The organism is Nonomuraea sp. NPDC051298, from assembly GCF_055586305.1.
This window is the reverse complement of sequence record NZ_JBVJIM010000004.1, coordinates 611,995-628,813: the sequence shown is the minus strand read 5'-3', so window position 1 is coordinate 628,813 and position 16,819 is coordinate 611,995. Positions and strand designations below refer to the sequence as shown.

Here is a 16,819-nt window from a genome sequence, read left to right as displayed (position 1 = left end):
GCCGGATTCGAGGTGACGGCGGGTCAGCTTCGGCGTCCGCTGAGACCGTAACGTCGGACACGTCATCGAGGTCACCCGCAGCGCGCCCAGATCCGTGGCCTGTTCAGCGCGCGTGGTTGCGGGTCACCTCGCGTTCGAGCGCCTCCAGGATGTGCTCCACGACCTTGTCGTGGAGGCGCCGGACGACCAGCGGCCACAGGAGCCTGAACGTCCCCGACAGCCTCCCCTTGAGCTGGTGCCGTACGAGCGTGCCGCCCTCGACGGGAATCAGCACGAACCCGTGCCCCTCGCTGATCACCTTGCCGGTGTCGAACCAGAGCCTGCGACCCGGCTCGACGGCGCCGACCACGTAACGCCAGGGGCCGTGGTGGACCGGCGCGCCCGGGTGGACGCCGTCCGGCAGGCGGAACGACCCGATGTCCGCGGGCCAGAGCTGCTCGATGCCGACGAGGACCGCCCAGACCTCTTCCGGGCTGCCGGGTATGACGCGTTCGTGCACGTTGCAGACCATGAAATGGACCTCCATACGGTGGCGTATGGTTCGACTATACGCTGCCGTATGGCAGGCTGTCCGGATGGGTAGGTTGAGCGCTGACGACTGGGCGAGGGCGGCGCTGACCGCGCTGGCGGAGGGCGGCCTCGCCGCGGTGGCGGTGGAACCGCTCGCCGCTCGCCTGGGCGCGTCCAAGGGCAGCTTCTACTGGCACTTCCCCAACCGGCAGGCGCTCGTCGAGGCCGCCCTGGAGCGTTGGGAAAGAGACACCGACAAGATCACCGCTCGTCTCGACCGCATCCCCGACCCGCGCGAACGGCTGCGCACCCTGCTGGAGTGGGCCTTCGCCGATCCTGCGGCGGCGGCCATCTCCTTCCGCCTGATCAGCGAGGCCGACGACCCGCGGATCGCCGAGGTGGCCAAGCGGGTGAACGAGCGGCGCATGTCCTTCATGTGCGCCACCCTGGTCGAGACCGGTCGGCCCGAGCCCGAGGCGCGCCGCCGCGTCCTGGCCGGATACGCCAGTTACCTCGGCATCGCCGCGCTGCGCCGGCTCGCGATCGTGCACGAAGACCCCACGACCCTGATCGACATCGCCCTGGCCGAACTCCTGGGGCCGCCCGTCAACGGCTGATCCGGTCCCGGCCGTCCGGCCACCTCTTCGCCGCCGCCACTTCGCCGATGGCAGGAGGCGATCATCGGTTCGGCGCAGGCTCACCATCACCGCCGGTCGTGTGTGACGATGATCGTCAAAGAAAGCGTCCTGCGCCGTGGAGGTAGTCCATGAGTCACGTCCCTTCTCCCGGAGACCGTCGCGCCGTCAGCAGACGAGGGCTGTTCAGAGTCGGCGGGGGTCTCACGGCGGCTGCCGCCGGTCTGCTCGTGGGCGCCGGCCCGGCGCACGCGGAGGTGCCGGATTCCGTGCGCTTCGACTTGGGCGGCGCGGGCGGCAACCCGGTCTGGAAGAAGTCGCTGCACGCCAACTGGGTGATGCAGTCCTTCGCGTACGACAGCGTCCACCAGCACATCTACTTCGCGCAGACGAACTCCCAGAACTCTGATCCGGACCACGTCGGCGACCTGTGGATCACCAAGACCGACACGACAGGACGGCAACTGGGGTCGATGGCGCTGCACAACTTCGGGCACGGGGTGTCGATCGCGGCCGAGCCGTACAACGGGTCGGTGTACCTGTGGACGGAGTGGATGTCGAGCGACAGCGGGTTCGGCACCAAGGTCGGGCGGTTCGCGTTCCAGGACGGCGCCGTCCTGGAGAAGACCAGTGGTGCGATCCAGGACCGTACGCCCTCCATCGGCGACGCCATGATCAATCCGCAGCCCTCGATCGACCCCGGGACCGACCGGCTGCTCGTGCGCTACAAGACCGGCGCCGACCAGCCGCGCATCGTCGTCTTCAAGCTGAGCGACGCCCGCGCCGGGCGGCTGTCGGGTTCGTACCGCCTGGCCGAGCGGGCCCTTCCGTCCCGGGGCGCGTGGGGGAGCGACAACCCGTTCCAGGGTTTCGCCGCCTATGGCCGTTACGCGTATCTGTTGGAGGGCCGGGCCAACGGTCCGTCGTACCTCTCCGTCGTCGACCTCAACGGCGTCGGGCAGTCGACCGTGGTCGACCGGGCGGAGACCACGGCCGGTCAGTCGCTGCCTGGCCGTGAGCCGCAGGGCATGGCCATCTGGACGCACTCCAGCGGCCCGCGGCTGGCGTTCGGGTTCCACTCCAACACCGACGGCGTGCGGCAGGCCAGCGTCTTCTACAAGAGCCAGTTCGTCTAGCGGTCGCGGCGGCCGACGAACTGCTGAGGAGGCCGGACTGTCGGCAGTGGGGCGCCGGGGTGAGCGAGGAGGGCTCGCCTTGGCTTGTCGTGAAAGGCCGCGCCGAAAAAATCTGCAGTCGACTCCAAATTTGGAGTAGACTGCAGTCATGTCAGAAGGGCTGCGTGAGCGCAAGAAGCGACAGACCCGGCAACGCATCTCTGGCGTGGCCCTCGATCTGTTCGTCGCGCACGGCTTCGACAACGTCACGATCGCCGAGGTCGCCGTGGCCGCCGAAGTGTCGGTCAACACCGTCTACAACTACTTCCAGGCGAAAGAGGACCTCGTCCTGCCGCCGGAGGAGGCGTCCCCGCGGCGGCTGGCCGAGATCGTGCGCGAGCGTCGGGTCGGCCAGTCGGCGGCCGACGCGGTCCTGGCGCGGCTACGGCAGGAGGTGCGCGGGCGCGAGCGCAGGCTCGGGCTGAGCGAGGGGTTCGGCCGTGTGCTGGAGATGATGCGAGCCGCGCCCACGCTGACCGCCCGGCTGGAGCGGCTCGCCCACGAGATGATCGCCGAGCTGGCCGGCCAACTGGCCGCTGAGACCGGTGCCGCGCCTGGCGACCCGTTGCCGAGGGCCGTCGCCTGGCAGCTCGGCGGCCTGCACACCATGGTCCTGTCGGAGATCGGCCGGCGGACCGCGGCCGGTGATCGGCCGGGTGTCATCGCAGGGGACGTGCTGGAGTTGATCGACGCCGCGGCGGGGCTCATGGGGGAGCGCCTGCTCGGCTATGCCGTACGAGAGGAATGAGCAGTTGTTCAGGGTGACGATCAGAGGGAAGTTCACCGGGCTCGACGACGCCGGGCGGGCCGCCGTCCTGGACGCGGGAGGCACCGCCTACACCGAGGCCGGGACGTTCACCCACGACCAGGGCGTCACGGCCTTCACGTTCCGCTGCCAGGTACAGGCTGGGCCTGACGACGGCCAGGACGAGGCGGCGCTCGGCGCGATGGCCGCGCTGGAGGCGCACGGGCACCCGTACGAGATCTTGCGGCTCGCGGTGACCGACCTGCGCGAGATCAAGATCCGGCCCAGGTCCCTCGGGCGCGCGGCCCAGAAGGAGTGAAAAACTTACATATTAAAAGTGGAGTCGAACGCCCGGGTAATGCACATCTGACTTGCCTGCCACATCTGCCCGGGGCGGGGCGCGTGCTCGTGGTCTCCAATGGCGCATTCCGGCTGCTCATCGCGTCGGCTCGAAGCGTTACAGGATATGCGGCCCTATTACGTCACGATATGCGGCCTTGACAGCACTTTACGCAAAGTCCATGGTGGAGGCGTTCGTCCAGCCGCCTTCGGCCCCGTGCGTCGCCCCCCGTTTCCCGCGTGCTTCGCGGTGACGTGCGCGGCCCATTCCTGGTTGCTGGATTCTGTGCTACGGCCTGTTTTCGGATACGACAGGGAGAATTTCTGTATGTCGGAGTTCATCAACGTCCTCATCGCCATCGACGCGGAGACCATCATCGGGAAGTTCGGCAAGAACACCGATCCGAACGAGCCGACGTCGATCCCCGACAGCAGCAACCTGATCTACATGACCACCCGGCAGAACCAGCTCGGGAGCAGCCCGGGCAGCGAGTTGACGGTCAACGCCTCTCCCATGGACATCATCAGATGGCGAGAGACGACGCTGTCGCTCAACTCGGAGTACACCAGCGTCCTCTACAGGTTCAACGCCCTGTCCGGACAGGATCTGATCAGTGCCCCCGTACCGAGGTCGGTGTCTCTCAACGAGCCGCAGCCGAACAGTAACGACCCTTTGAACCCCACGATCCAGAAGGTCAACAGTTACTACTGGGAATGCGAGGTCTTGGACACGGGGACGGTCACCTACAACTTCAGCTTCATGATTCTCAACCATCGGGGTGAGAAGCAGGGTTACTACTACTGGGACCCCTTCATCAATATTCAGCCCTGACGGATCCCGTGCGCCGATGCTGTAGCGCGGGTAATTGTATGGCGAGGGAATTGCCGCTCATTCCTTGAGCCCTTGTCGGGGCCATTGTCGCAGCGTCCCGGATGCCCTCGGCGGTCTGATGTCTGGCCCGCGGTGCGCGAGTGGTGCCTCGCGCGCCGCGGGTGGGCCGGAGGGGCGGCTCGCTGGGCGGGTGAGCGTCAGCCCATGGACTCGGCGGTGGTCTTCAGGTCGGTCAGCCAGGCTTCGAGACCGGCGCCGAGGTAGGCGGTGGAGGTGGGCACGTCGGCCTCCACCTGGTCGCCGGTCCAGGTCTCCTCGGTACGCACCAGCACGCCACCCTTGACCTTGGTGAAGGTCCAGACGTGGACGCCCCGGTCGATGCGCAGTCCCTCGCCGATCGCGGGGCCGGTCCAGCGGAGGCACCGGTTGTTCTCCATCTGCTGGACGGTGGAGGTGATGACCAGGGTCGTGGCGGGGGTGGTGAGCGTTTCCGGCACTGGGGTGGTCCATCGGAACCGTGAGCCCGCGCGCAGCTTGCCCGGGTCCAGGCGCTTGATACTGGTGACCGGCGGCTGCCACGACGGCCAGCGCTCCACGTCGGTCTGCAGCTTCCAGATGGTGTGCAGGGGCGCCTTGATCAGGGTCTCGGCGCGGTAGCGGATCTTGGCGGCCGGGTCGACGCCTTGGCCGCCGCAGGTCAGCGGCGTCCCGCTGGGGCTCTTCGCCGGGACCTGGCCGGGGGTGGTGGTGTTCGGGGTCGGGCTGGTGGTGGCGTTCTGGGCCTGGTGGGTGGTGGCGGATGACGGTGCGGCCACGGCGAGGGCGCCGGCCATGACGAGCGGGAGGGGGAGCAGCGCGGCTGAGCGGCCGATCTGGCGGCGGAAGCGGGACATACGTCTTCTCCTCGATGCGAAGGGGTGGGATCCTGCGAGGCTTGGTTAGCCGGGCTCGCGTTAGTTACACGCTATTACCGGAGTCCGTTGCCGTCAATAGCAACGGTGATAGCCTGTAACCAGCCATGGTGAGCAGTGGACGGCGAGGCGCCAATGGACGCAGACGTGACGAGCCCGCGCGAGCGCTACCGAGCGCAGGTGCAGGCGGAGATCAAGCAGCACGCGTGGGGGCAGATCGCCACGACGGGCGTGTCGGCGCTGTCGCTCAAGGCGATCGCCAAGCACCTGGGCATGAGCGGCCCCGCCCTCTACCGGTACTTCGCCGGCCGGGACGAGCTGGTCACGGAGCTGATCCGGGACGCCTACCGCAGCCTCGCCGACGCCGTCCGCGCCGCGTACGACTCGGGTGCCGACGTCGCCGGGCTGGCTCATGTGGTGCGCGAATGGGCGCTGAGCGACCCGCACAGGTACTTCCTGATCTACGGCACCCCCGTGCCCGGCTACCACGCCCCCGCCGACACCACCGCGATCTCGAACGAGATCATGACCGTGCTGATCGACGCGTTCCGCAAGGCCGGTGGCCCGTCGGCGGGCAGTCCGCTGGAGGCCCATCTCGACGGTCACCGCGAGTGGGTGGCCGACCCGTCGGCGCCGGCGGCGGTCCTGCGCCGGGCGCTGACCTTCTGGACCCGGCTGCACGGGGTGCTGTCCCTTGAGCTGGCCGGCCACTTCGGCGGGATGGGCATCGACCCCTCGCTGCTGTTCGCCGATGAGGTGGACGGTCTGTTGCGGCACTGACGAGCACTCACGAGCACCGACGAGCGCCGCGTGCCGTCAGCCCTCGGGGTCCGGGCCCACGAACAGGATGGCCTGGTCCGCCGAGCCGCGCAGGCCGTCGTGGACGTACCAGCCGGGCTCGACCTTGTCGGCGGGGACCCCGTTCGGGTACGGCTGGTCGGAGCCCCGGTACTGGTACCGGTACTCGACGGCCACGTTACGCGCGCGCAGGATGGCCACCGCGTCCGCCACGGTGTACCTGTCGATGCCGGGCAGGCCGATGCCCGCGCCCGGCTCGTCTCCCGGACCCGTGTCGTACATCTCTCCTTGCTCCGCCGAACGGCCGAAGACGATGTTGGCGTACGACCGGTAGTCCACCGACCCCTCGACCGCCTCGATCCGGCCGGCCGGGTCGTCGGCACGGTCCTCCAGGAAGAGGACCCTGCCGGCCCGGTCGGGGCTCGTGGGGGCCAGCTCGAGTCGGATGTCCATACCTCGCTGCCGGAACTCCTCCCGGTAACGTTCGGGATCGGCGTTCGGGTCCTGGACCCGCACGACGAGGTAGCCGTCCTCGCGCTGGAACGAGAGCGCCGCCCGCCTTGGCGCGCTGCGGCCCGACCCACCCGGACGAGAACGCGGCCACCGCGACGGCCGTCGCCGCCGCCACGAGCGGCAGGCCGACGAGCAGGCGCCGGGTGGTCGCACGAAACCACTTCCTCTGCGGGGCCGGTGTGTCCGACACCCCGCACGTGTCCCGCAGAGCGAATGACTTCAGTGCCGACGGCCGGGATCAGGTTTCCGGCGGGCGCGCGACGCGGCCCCCAGGGACCGCGAGGCCGCGGAGCTTCAGCTCGCCAGTTCCTCGGGACGGATCAGGCCGTCCTCGATGGCGCGGGCCAGCAGGTCCGACTTGGTGACGGCGGATCTGCCCACCTGGGCGTACTTCAGCCGCGCCCGCCTGATGAACATGTCGACGGTGTGCGGTGAGACGGCCATCCGCCGCGCCACCGCCGCTTTCGACGTCGAACGAAACCACAGCAGCAACGCGGTCCGTTCGCGATCGGACAGCACGGGACGATTTTCGCGATGGTCCTCGGCCAGCACCCCTGCTTCGGTCGGCGTCACGTAGGGGTGGTCGGCGGCGACCGCAAGAATGGCATTCACCAGGTGGGTTCGTCCTTCGCGTTTGGCCACGAACTCCCGGGCGCCCGCGTCCAGCGCCGCCATAATCAATTTCTGCTCCGTGAACTGCGAATAAACGATTATCCGGTGCCCCGCGTCGGCCAGTTCGGCAACATGAGGGATGGCGAGCCGGCCATCCAGGTTAAGGTCGAGTAGCAGCACCCGTGCCCGTGGAATGGCACTCGGTCCGAGACTTTCAATCGTCGCCCCGGTCGTTATCACCTGAATTCTGGGCTCCGCCCGCAACCAGGTGAGGATTCCCTCGATGGTTACGGGGTGGTCGTCAACGATGCTAACGGTGACGGGCGCTTCCAGCGTGTTTCCACCCATAAATTGGCTCCTTCCCGATAGCGGACTGTGGACAGAGCGGGGCAGGTGGTCCAGGTGATCTGGGCATCGGGGGGAGCGTCGGCGACGATGCTGACGATGACCTCGTCCCGGTTGCTGACCACGGTCACCCGGGCGCTCGACACCGCCGTGGCGAGGACGGCCAGGGGAGTCTCGGTCAGCCCTCGTCGGATGGCGATGGGTATCGACGGCAGGTCGCCCAACGTGGACAGGTCCACCTCGACCTGCCGTCGTTCGGCGATGTCCACGCAGGTGAGCAGCTCGTGCAGGAGCGGGTTGGGCACGTCGTCGTTCTCCGCGAACAGTCGGCGCAGCCGCGCGGCCTCGATCGCGCATCGGCGCTGCACCGCCGGGTCGGCCGGGTCGAGGGTCCCGTCGGCCAGGCCCCGGAGCACCGATTCGACCTGGCCGCGCAGGTACTCGTAGCGTTCCTGCCGCCTGGCGTGCACCTCGTCCGCGGCCTGCTTGTGGGCGTACGACTCGACCTCCGCCTCCGCGATCTCCGTGGTCTGCTGGGCCGCCTCCTGCATCAACCGGCTCGCCAGCGCGACGATCACGTTCGCCCCGACGGCGATGCAGGTCACGGTGACGAATCGCATGATCATCGGCTCGTCGAAGGCGTTGTCGAGCGCCAGGAAGGCGGCGGTGACACCGAGGTTGGCGGTCAGCAGGACGCCCAGCTCCACGATCGGCCGCCGGAGCAGTACGAGCACCCCCAACCAGCCCACGGAACTCCACGCCCAACTGGAGTCGGCGATCGCGCCGCCCGGCGGACCGGCCGCCGTGCCGATGGAGCCGACGACCAGGATGGCCACCGCGAGCGTGCGGGCGAGAGCGGCGTGCGACTGGCGGCGCAGCAGGGCGACCGAGCCTATGACGTCGATCACGGCCAGGGCCGTCCACGAGGCGAGCGTCGCCGCCTGCGACTGGTAGTCGGACCAGTGCGTGATCAGTTTCGACCCGTGGTAGCCGAAGTGCCAGATCGAGACCACCCCGGCCACCCCGATGTTCACGGCGCGGGTGATGCGCACCGCGACCAGCTCGCCGTGACCGCTAATCATGCGGCCACCAGAGCGTCACCAGGGTGCCGACGCCTTCGCGGGAGGTGATCCGCGCGTCGCCGCCGATCGCCCTCATCCTGGCGGCGATCGAGTCGCGGTATCCCCGCCGGTACGGGGGGATCCAGTCGGTGGCGAACCCGCGGCCCGAATCGATGACCTCGACGACGACGCCGTCAGGACGGTCGCTGGCGCGTACGACGGCCGAGCCGGTGTCGGCGTGCCGTGCCACGTTCGTCAGCGCCTCGGCGACGCTGTCGGCGAACCCGGCCGTGACCTGCCTGGGCAGCTCGATCGGCGGCGCGTCGAGGTCCACGTCGAGCTGCCTGAGCCCCGGCCGCGGCACGGACCTCGCCGCGAGCAGGGCCAGATCGAGCCGCGAACACTGCGAGCCGCCCGCTTCCATGTCGGGATACGAGCGGAGCTGGTTCACCGTGGCCAGGTCCTCGGCGGCGCGGACCCGCAGGATGGGGGAGCCCCGCGAGATGGCGCCCGTACCGATCATGGTCAGCGTGGCCAGGACGGTGTCGTGCAGGCGGCGCTGCTGGTCGCGCTCGTCGGCGCGCACCGCGGCGCGGGAGGCCGCGTCGACGAACGCGGCGGCCCGCTTCGCCAGCGCGGTGTCCGCGGCCTCCGCGCCGCTGCGCAGCAGCACCATCATCCCGCCGGCGAGGACCCCCTGGAGCACCAGGACGACCGGCACCTCGCTGACCACGGACCTGCCGATGGCGGCTGCGACCGCGATGATCACCGTGGCCAGCGCGCCGTGCGCCAGCCGCAGGCCGGTGTGCGCCACGAAGACGCCGGTGCTCGCGACCAGGTCCACCCAGCTCGTGCCGGCCACGGACGCCAGCGCTCCGGCGGGCACGACGTTGCCGTACACCAGGCAGATCCCCACGACCACCAATACATCGACGCCGACCAAGGGAATCGACAGGCCGCGTTTCAGTGCGACGTAGGCGAACGTGCCCGCCCATACCAGAAAAGTCGTCGCGCTAATCGCGACCCAGTGAGGACGGGCGGGCGGCGCCGCGCCGACCACCGCGACGAGACCCCCGACCGCGGCGCTGCTGAGGCGTATCCATACCGCGATGTTCGTCGCCACCCGCTGAACCCCGGCGGCCGCCGGACCTTCGGGGGCTTGGTGGCTGCCAGTTCTCTGGGTCATTGTCGAGCTCTCCACTCGGCCACGGCTTCCCAGGAGTGATTTTCCCGCTTTGCTGTTAATACAGTACATGAGCGGTGGAAAGCTGCTTCTTCATCTTTCGCCGTGTTCCCTGAACAAGTGTCGTGCCTTTAGGCCCGCCCTCTGGGTAACGTCTGCCCCAGATCGGTTCGGCGTGCTTGGACGGACAAGCACGAACTGAGAGCGCGTTTCGCCTGGTAAACCCGGACAAAGTCGGCCGCGGCACGGCCGGAAACGCATGCAGACAAATGTTCGGCTACCCCTGCGGTGGCTCGCTGCCGCCTGGGGTCTCTCCGGATCACGGGAAAGGGCTACTGGTGACGACGAATCCGTTCGAAGACCCCGAGGGCAGCTACCTCGTCCTGATGAACGACGAGGAGCAGTTCTCGCTGTGGCCGGAGTTCGCCGACGTCCCGGCGGGATGGCGGACCCTGTACGGCCCCGCCGCGCGCAGCGCGGCTCTCGACTACGTCAACGAGCACTGGACCGACCTGCGGCCGAAGAGTCTGCGCGAGTCGATGGCGGAGACCGCGGCCGGAACTGCCCATGACGGACGGAGCGAGAGGCCGGGCCAGTGACGGACATCGTGAGCGACGAGCGGAGCAGGGCCGTCGCGGACATCTACAACTCCACCGTGGCGGCCTGGGCGATCAGCGCCGCATGGGAGGTCGGCCTGCTGGACGAGCTGGATCTGTGCGGAGAGCTCAAGGTCGAGCAGTTCGCCGAGGACCACGACCTGGACCTGCGGTCGACGATCGGGCTGTTCCGCTCGCTCGCCGCGGTGCACGTGGTCGAACGGGGCGAGAACACGGTCAGGGTAGGGGCGAACTTCGAGGAGGTCCTGCGCAACCGCGCGTTCTTCCACTGGCTCTGCCGCGGCTCCGCCGCGCTGTTCACCCAGATACCCCACGTGATGCGCAACGAGAACAGGACGGGCGAGTACTTCGAGAGGGACGCCGCGGCGATCGCCTTCGCCTGCCGGGAGATCAACATCCACTGCTACGACCCGGCGTTCCTGGCCGCGCTGGACCGGGTGGACTTCGACGTCACGACCGTGGCCGATCTGGGCTGCGGCAGCGGCGGCCGGGTCATCCAACTGAGCCGGCGCTACCCGAAGGCCCGCACGCTGGGAATCGACATCGCCAGGCCGTCCCTGGCGGTGGCCGCGTCGGACGTCGAGGCCGCCGGGCTGGCGGACCGGGTGACGCTGATCGAGGCCGACGTGCTCGACCTGCCGAACCGTCCGGACTTCGCCGAGGTCGAGCTGCTCACCTGCTTCATGATGGGGCACGACTTCTGGCCGAAGGAGCGGTGCGTGCCGCTGCTGCGCGGGCTGCGCGAGGCGTTCCCCAACGTACGGCGGTTCGTGCTCGGCGACGCCACCAGGACCGTGGGGGTCCCCGACGACCGGCTGCCGGTCTTCACGCTCGGCTTCGAGTTCGGTCACGACCTGATGGGCGTCTACCTGCCGACCGTCGAGGAGTGGGAATCCGCGTTCGCGGAGAGCGGCTGGCGCGTGGTCCAGCGGAACCTGATCGACATCGCGGTCGGCGAGGTCGTCTTCGAGCTGGAGCCGGTGGGGGAGCGATGAGCGCCCCGGCCGCCGACCTGCTGAGGCTGCACTGCAACGAGAACCCGTACGGCCCGCCGCCCGGAGCCGTCCTGGCGGCCGGGGCCGAGCTGGAGGAGTGGTGCGCCGCGTATCCGGACAGCGGGTGCACGGCGCTTCGCACCCGGGTCGCGCGGCACTTCGGCGTGGACCCGGAGTCGGTGGCGATCGGCAACGGGTCCGAGGACCTGATCATGTTGACCGCGCTGACCTTCCTGCGGCCCGGCGACCCCGTGCTGGTGAGCGAGATGAGCTTTCCCGGCTACGCCATGGCGGCCACCATGGCGGGCGCCGAGGTCCGCACTGTTCCCGCCGACGGATATCGCATCTCCGCACCGGCCATCTGCGCGGCGCTGACCGAAGAGCTCAAGCTGGTCTTCATCTGCAACCCGAACAACCCCACCGGAACCGTGCTCGACCGGGCCGAGGTGGAGCGGATCCTCACCAGCGCCGAGGTGGCCGGCGTGATCCCGGTCTTCGACGAGGCGTACATGGAGTTCGCGGGGCCCGAGTACGAGTACGCCGTCGACGCCGTTCGCGCCGGGCGCAGGCTGCTGGTGCTGCGCACGTTCTCGAAGCTGTGGGGGCTGGCCGCGCTCCGCGTCGGCTACGCGCTCGGCCCGCCCGACCTGATCGGCCGGATCGGCAGGAGCCGGCAGACGTTGCCGTTCGGCGTCAACCGGGTCGCGCAGCGCGCCGCGATCGCCGCCCTCGACCACGACGGCTTCGCCGAGGAGATGCGGAGACGTACGGTGGCGGCGCGCGAACGGCTGTGCGCCGGGCTGGAGCTGCTCGGGGCGGAGTTCGTGCCGTCGGCGGCGAACTTCGTGCTGGTTCGCGCGTCCTCCGACAGCGCCGCCCTGGCCGCCCGTCTGGCCGACGAGCACGGAGTGCTGGTACGGGACCTCGCCGCCTTCGGGCTGCCCGGCCACCTGCGCGTGACGGTCGGCACGCCCGAGCAGGTGGACCGGTTCTGCGCCGCCCTGGCCGCCACGACGTCGAAGCCCTCTTCACGGGCGGCGTCGGCGGGGCTGGGCGACCGCTCGGGTTCGCCGGTCCCGACGCTCGCGGGGCTGGGCGACCGCTCGGGTTCGCCGGTCCCGACGCTGGCGGCCGTCGGCCCCACGGAGCTGTTCAACAGCTACGTCGGAGCCAACGCGGTGTTCGCGCTGAACGAGCTGGGCGTCTGGGAGCACCTGCTCGACGGCGCGCGGCCGGTGGCGTCGCTGGCCGCCGAGACGCGGGCGGATCCGGCCAAGCTCCTCCCGCTGGTGCGGGTCGCCGCGTTGCTGGGCTACGTCGAGTGGCGGTCCGGCTCGGTCGCCCTGACGGCGGCAGGACGTGATCTCGCCGCCCAGCGGGGCTTCTTCACCTGGGCCGTCGGCGGCCACGGCGAGCTGCTCCGCAGGCTGGCCGACGTGGCGCTCGGCGCCGCGACGTTCGGGCGGGACCTCGGCAGGGACGGAGAGAAGGTGGCTGAGGGCTCGGGCCTGGTCGGCCGGATGCTGACGCGCCCGATTGAGCGGAAGGTGCTCGACGGGATCGCGTTCGAGTCGGTCGCCGATCTCGGCTGCGGGGACGGCTCGCGCCTGATCCGCATGTGCCGTGACGGCTCGCGGCGCGGGCTCGGGGTCGAGGCGGACGAGCGGGCCTGCGAGGCGGCCACCAAGTCCGTCGCGGAGGCGGGGCTCTCCGATCGCGTCACGATCGTCCGCGACGACGCGCGGCGGTGGGACGGCCGTCGCTTCCCCGGCGTCGACCTGGTGACCTGCTTCCTGATGCTGCACGACCTGTTCGCGGCGGTCGAGGAGCCCGCCGACGCGGTCAGGAAGCTGATCGAGGTGTTTCCCGATGCCAGGCGATTCCTCATCGCCGACACCGCGGCCGTGAACTGGGCCGGGCACGAAGGGCCGCTGCCGGCGTTCTCGCTGGGGTTCGAGCTGCTGCACGCGTACATGGAGACGCCGATCGTGGGCGCGGACACGTACCTGGACGCCTTCGCCGGAGCGGGGCTCCGGGTCGAACGCCGCGAGCAGTTCGGCTCGCCGTCGACCTGGCTGTATCTGCTCGTCCGAGAGTGAGCCACCCAGAAAATCCCGAAAAGTCCTGACCAAGTCGCCCGACATAGTCGGAGGAGATGTGACATGCAAAGCAGAGTGGTGATCGTCGGCGGGGGCACTGCCGGCTGGATGACAGCGTCCTACCTGCGAGCCACGTTCGGCGACCGGATCTCGGTGACCCTGGTGGAATCGTCGGGCGTGGCCACCATCGGGGTCGGGGAGGCGACGTTCAGCACGATCCGCCACTTCTTCGAGTATCTCGGCCTGGACGAGCGCGAGTGGATGCCGGAGTGCCACGCCACCTACAAGTTGGGCATCCGGTTCGAGAACTGGCGCAGGCCCGGCCACCACTTCTACCACCCCTTCGAACGGCTGCGCGTGGTCGACGGATTCCCGCTGAGCGAGTGGTGGCTGCACCAGCGGCCGTCGGAGCGTTTCGACCAGGACGTCTTCGTCATCGCGTCGTTGTGCGACGCCATGCGCTCGCCCCGGCACCAGAGCGGCCGCCTGTTCGAGCAGGACTTCGTGGAGAACGGCGACCAGCCGGTGTACCGGACCACGCTGGCGGAGCAGGACACGCAGTTCCCCTACGCCTACCACTTCGACGCGAGCCTGCTGGCGGGCTTCCTCGCGAAGTACGCCAAGCAGCGCGGCGCCGTCCACGTGGTGGACGACGTGGTGGACGTGGTCCTCGACGAGCGCGGCTGGATCAGCCACATCGTCACCCGCGACTTCGGCGAGATCGAGGGCGACCTGTTCATCGACTGCACGGGCTTCCGCGGCCTGCTGATCAACCAGGCGCTCGCGGAGCCGTTCGAGTCCTACCAGGACACGCTGCCGAACGACCGCGCCGTCGCGCTGCGGGTGCCGGTGGACATGGCCAAGACCGGCATCCGGCCGTGCACCACCGCCTCCGCGATGGACGCCGGCTGGATCTGGACCATCCCCCTGTACGGCCGCATCGGCACCGGATACGTCTACGCGGGCGACTACTGCACGCCCGAGGAGGCCGAGAGCACGCTGCGCAAGTTCGTCGGCCCGGCGGCGGACGACCTGGAGGCCAACCACATCCGGATGCGGATCGGCCGCAGCCGCAGGTCGTGGGTGCACAACTGCGTGGCGGTCGGGCTGTCCAGCGGGTTCGTCGAACCGCTGGAGTCGACCGGCATCTTCTTCATCCAGCACGCCATCGAGCAGTTGGTGAAGCACTTCCCCGCCGAGACCTGGGACGAGCGCCAGCGCGACTCCTACAACCAGCGGATGGCCCGGTGCATGGACGGCGTCCGCGAGTTCCTGGTGCTGCACTATCGAGGCGCGGCGCGCGCGGACAACGCCTACTGGCGCGACGCGAAGACCCGGACGCTGCCGGACGGGCTGGCCGAGCGGCTCGAACAGTGGCAGACCAGGCTGCCCGACACCGAGTCGATCTTCCCGTACTTCCACGGCTTCGAGCCCTACTCCTACACGAGCATGCTGCTGGGGCTCGGCGGGATCCCGCTGCGGCCGCCGCCCGCGCTGGGCCTCCTCGACGGGACGGCGGCGGCCAAGGAGTTCCAGGCGATCGGCGACCAGGCCCGTGACCTGGTCAACCGGCTGCCGTCCCAGTACAGCTACTTCGCCCACCTGCACGACCTGCCGCCGGAACAACGAGCGGACGCCTCGTGATGACGGTCGGCCACGCGGTGGTCGTGCTGGGCGCGGTGCTGCTCGCCGCGTCCGGCGGGCGGGCCGCCGCCCGCCGGCTCGGTCAGCCCCCGGTCGTCGGTGAGATCGCCGTGGGCCTGCTGCTGGGTCTCGCGCTGCTGACCGCCCCCGTGCCGCTGGCCCGTGACGTGCTGCTGCCGGGGCCGGTTCTGGACCTGGTGCACCTGGTCGGGCAGGCGGGGCTCGCGCTCTTCATCGTCGGGGTCGCCCACGAGCTGCGGCTCGACCGGGAGGCGCTGCGGGACAGGGCCGTCGGCTGGGTGACGGTGGGCGCGCTGGTGCCGTCGGCGCTGGCCGGCGCGCTGCTCGGCGGTGTCGTGCTCTGGACCGGCCGCTCCGAGCTGCGCGGCGACGCGCCGCCCGCGGCCTTCCTCCTGTTGATGACGATCGCGCTGGCGGTGTCGGCCGTGCCGGTGCTGGCCAGGATCCTCGTCGACCGCGGCCTGTCGGCGACGCGGACCGGCCGGCTGGCGATCACCGCGGCCGTCGCGGTCGACGCCGTCGCGTGGCTGCTGCTCGCGGTGGTGGCCGGCATCGTCAAGGGGGGAGCGGGCGGCGTCGTGGTCGCGGCGGGCATCGTGGTGGCCGGCCTGACCGTCGCCCTGCTCGTCCGCCGCCTGCTCACGGCCCCTCGGGTGCTGGCGGGCTGCGCGCGGGCGCCGAGGAGCGTGGCCGTGGTGATCGCCGGGTGCGCGCTCGGCGCCGCGGTCGCCGCGGAATCGTGGGGGCTGACCGCCGTGTTCGGGGCGTTCGTGGTGGGACTGGCGATTCCCACCGGGCCCGAGGGGGCCCGCTGGGGGCTGCCGGCCGGGATGGTGTCGAGGGTCGGCGGCTGGTTGATACCGGTCTTCCTGGTGCACACCGGCCTGACGATGTGGACCGCTTCGGCGAGCGTGCCCCCGCCGGTCGTGCTGGTCACGGCGATCGCGGCGACCGTCCTGGCCGTCCTGGCCAAGATCGGCGGCGGGTACGTCCTCGCGCGGCGCGGCGGCGAGCCCCGGGTGACCGCGGTCCGGCTGGGCGTCCTGCTGAACACCCGCGGCCTCACCGAGATCGCGGTGTTGCAGGCGGGCTACAGCCTGGGCGTCCTCACGCCCGTCCTGTACCTCGCCCTGGTCGTGATGGCGCTGACCACCACCGCGATGACCGGACCGCTGCTCTCTCTCATCGACCGGCCAGGACGGGTGCGGGTGCCCGCCCTGCGGGTCTCCGCGTCGGAGCGGGGCGCGTCATGGTGAAACCGATCAGTCAGCCGGTCGACCAGCCGAGGGCCACCGCCGACCGGTTCCGGTCGCTGATGGCCGGGTTCCCCACCGGGGTCTGCGTGGTGACGACGATGGGGGCGCAGGGGCGGCCGTGGGGGATGACCTGCTCGTCGTTGTGCAGCGTCTCGCTGGATCCGCCGACCCTGCTGGTGTGCCTGCGGGACGGCAGCCCGACCCTGGACGCGCTGGTGCGCAGGGAGACCTTCACGGTGAACCTGCTGCATCACAGCGCCCGCCGTACCGCCGAGCTGTTCGCCTCCGGCGCGCAGGACCGGTTCGCGCGGGTCCGGTGGAGCGAGCCCGCCGACAGCGGCGGTCCGCACCTGCCGGACGACTCGCACGTGATCGCCGACTGCCGGGTCAGCCGGGCCGAGCTGATCAACGACCACGTGGTCGTCTTCGGCGAGGTGCTCCAGGTGGCCGTGGTGTCGAGGCGGCGACCACTGCTGTACGGACTGCGCAGATATGCCGAGTGGCCCGACGACTGAGCCGGCTGGGAGG

At 70.1% G+C, this 16,819-nt stretch carries 18 protein-coding genes; 12 read left to right on the top strand and 6 right to left on the bottom strand.

The features are described from left to right. Window positions 1–103: 103 nt before the first annotated feature. Window positions 104–511, bottom strand: coding sequence for an SRPBCC family protein (locus tag ACZ6S0_RS16410; RefSeq protein WP_465917694.1), 408 nt, complete (start codon window positions 509–511; stop codon window positions 104–106). A gap of 64 nt (window positions 512–575) precedes the next feature. Here ACZ6S0_RS16410 and ACZ6S0_RS16405 point away from each other — a divergent pair, with 64 nt between their 5' ends. From ACZ6S0_RS16405 to ACZ6S0_RS16385, 5 genes are all read left to right on the top strand, one after another. Beyond that, window positions 576–1,127 carry a TetR/AcrR family transcriptional regulator gene (locus ACZ6S0_RS16405; protein ID WP_465917690.1) on the top strand — a complete coding sequence of 184 codons (552 nt, stop codon included), beginning with the start codon at window positions 576–578 and terminating at the stop codon, window positions 1,125–1,127. Between the two features lie 287 nt (window positions 1,128–1,414). Further along, window positions 1,415–2,281, top strand: coding sequence for a phage baseplate protein (locus tag ACZ6S0_RS16400; protein WP_465917685.1), 867 nt, complete (start codon window positions 1,415–1,417; stop codon window positions 2,279–2,281). A gap of 148 nt (window positions 2,282–2,429) precedes the next feature. Further along, window positions 2,430–3,068 (top strand): TetR/AcrR family transcriptional regulator, encoded by a 639-nt coding sequence (locus ACZ6S0_RS16395; RefSeq protein ID WP_465917681.1) that lies wholly within the window; start codon window positions 2,430–2,432, stop codon window positions 3,066–3,068. Further along, complete coding sequence (locus ACZ6S0_RS16390; RefSeq protein ID WP_465917677.1) at window positions 3,049–3,384, top strand: DUF6204 family protein; 336 nt, start codon at window positions 3,049–3,051, stop codon at window positions 3,382–3,384. The genes ACZ6S0_RS16395 and ACZ6S0_RS16390 overlap by 20 nt, the downstream gene beginning before the upstream one ends. A 348-nt stretch (window positions 3,385–3,732) precedes the next feature. Next, window positions 3,733–4,236: an inclusion body family protein gene (locus tag ACZ6S0_RS16385; RefSeq protein WP_465917673.1), complete on the top strand. Its 504-nt coding sequence runs from the start codon at window positions 3,733–3,735 to the stop codon at window positions 4,234–4,236. Window positions 4,237–4,433: 197 nt separating this feature from the next. On the opposite strand, the gene ACZ6S0_RS16380 is transcribed toward ACZ6S0_RS16385, so the two are convergent. After that, the gene (locus ACZ6S0_RS16380) at window positions 4,434–5,129 is read right to left on the bottom strand and encodes an SRPBCC family protein (RefSeq protein ID WP_465917669.1); all 696 of its coding nucleotides are present in this window, start codon (window positions 5,127–5,129) and stop codon (window positions 4,434–4,436) included. Between the two features lie 153 nt (window positions 5,130–5,282). Between ACZ6S0_RS16380 and ACZ6S0_RS16375 the strand changes: the two genes are divergently transcribed. Next, window positions 5,283–5,927, top strand: coding sequence for a TetR/AcrR family transcriptional regulator (locus tag ACZ6S0_RS16375; protein WP_465917666.1), 645 nt, complete (start codon window positions 5,283–5,285; stop codon window positions 5,925–5,927). 36 nt (window positions 5,928–5,963) lie between these two features. Here the strand turns inward: ACZ6S0_RS16375 and ACZ6S0_RS16370 are convergent, their stop codons facing one another. The 4 genes from ACZ6S0_RS16370 to ACZ6S0_RS16355 form a co-directional block, all read right to left on the bottom strand. Next, window positions 5,964–6,611, bottom strand: a complete 648-nt coding sequence (locus ACZ6S0_RS16370; protein WP_465917663.1) for a hypothetical protein — start codon at window positions 6,609–6,611, stop codon at window positions 5,964–5,966. A 141-nt stretch (window positions 6,612–6,752) separates the two neighbouring features. Beyond that, window positions 6,753–7,418, bottom strand: a complete 666-nt coding sequence (locus tag ACZ6S0_RS16365) for a response regulator (protein WP_465917660.1) — start codon at window positions 7,416–7,418, stop codon at window positions 6,753–6,755. Then, window positions 7,358–8,497 (bottom strand): hypothetical protein, encoded by a 1,140-nt coding sequence (locus tag ACZ6S0_RS16360; protein WP_465917655.1) that lies wholly within the window; start codon window positions 8,495–8,497, stop codon window positions 7,358–7,360. The genes ACZ6S0_RS16365 and ACZ6S0_RS16360 overlap by 61 nt, the downstream gene beginning before the upstream one ends. After that, the gene (locus tag ACZ6S0_RS16355) at window positions 8,490–9,662 is read right to left on the bottom strand and encodes a sensor histidine kinase (protein WP_465917651.1); all 1,173 of its coding nucleotides are present in this window, start codon (window positions 9,660–9,662) and stop codon (window positions 8,490–8,492) included. The genes ACZ6S0_RS16360 and ACZ6S0_RS16355 overlap by 8 nt, the downstream gene beginning before the upstream one ends. A 335-nt stretch (window positions 9,663–9,997) precedes the next feature. Between ACZ6S0_RS16355 and ACZ6S0_RS16350 the strand changes: the two genes are divergently transcribed. The 6 genes from ACZ6S0_RS16350 (at window position 9,998) to ACZ6S0_RS16325 (ending at window position 16,806) form a co-directional block, all read left to right on the top strand. Beyond that, window positions 9,998–10,258 carry an MbtH family protein gene (locus ACZ6S0_RS16350; RefSeq protein WP_465917647.1) on the top strand — a complete coding sequence of 87 codons (261 nt, stop codon included), beginning with the start codon at window positions 9,998–10,000 and terminating at the stop codon, window positions 10,256–10,258. Then, entirely contained in the window at window positions 10,255–11,271 is a 1,017-nt protein-coding gene (locus tag ACZ6S0_RS16345; protein WP_465917643.1) for an SAM-dependent methyltransferase, read from the top strand. Before ACZ6S0_RS16350 ends, ACZ6S0_RS16345 begins: the two co-directional genes overlap by 4 nt. Then, window positions 11,268–13,370 (top strand): histidinol-phosphate transaminase, encoded by a 2,103-nt coding sequence (gene hisC, locus ACZ6S0_RS16340; protein ID WP_465917640.1) that lies wholly within the window; start codon window positions 11,268–11,270, stop codon window positions 13,368–13,370. The genes ACZ6S0_RS16345 and hisC overlap by 4 nt, the downstream gene beginning before the upstream one ends. Window positions 13,371–13,433: 63 nt before the next feature. Beyond that, window positions 13,434–15,014: a tryptophan halogenase family protein gene (locus ACZ6S0_RS16335; RefSeq protein ID WP_465917636.1), complete on the top strand. Its 1,581-nt coding sequence runs from the start codon at window positions 13,434–13,436 to the stop codon at window positions 15,012–15,014. Further along, window positions 15,014–16,291, top strand: a complete 1,278-nt coding sequence (locus ACZ6S0_RS16330; RefSeq protein ID WP_465917861.1) for a cation:proton antiporter — start codon at window positions 15,014–15,016, stop codon at window positions 16,289–16,291. The genes ACZ6S0_RS16335 and ACZ6S0_RS16330 overlap by 1 nt, the downstream gene beginning before the upstream one ends. Further along, window positions 16,285–16,806, top strand: coding sequence for a flavin reductase family protein (locus ACZ6S0_RS16325; RefSeq protein ID WP_465917631.1), 522 nt, complete (start codon window positions 16,285–16,287; stop codon window positions 16,804–16,806). The genes ACZ6S0_RS16330 and ACZ6S0_RS16325 overlap by 7 nt, the downstream gene beginning before the upstream one ends. Window positions 16,807–16,819 lie beyond the last annotated feature (13 nt).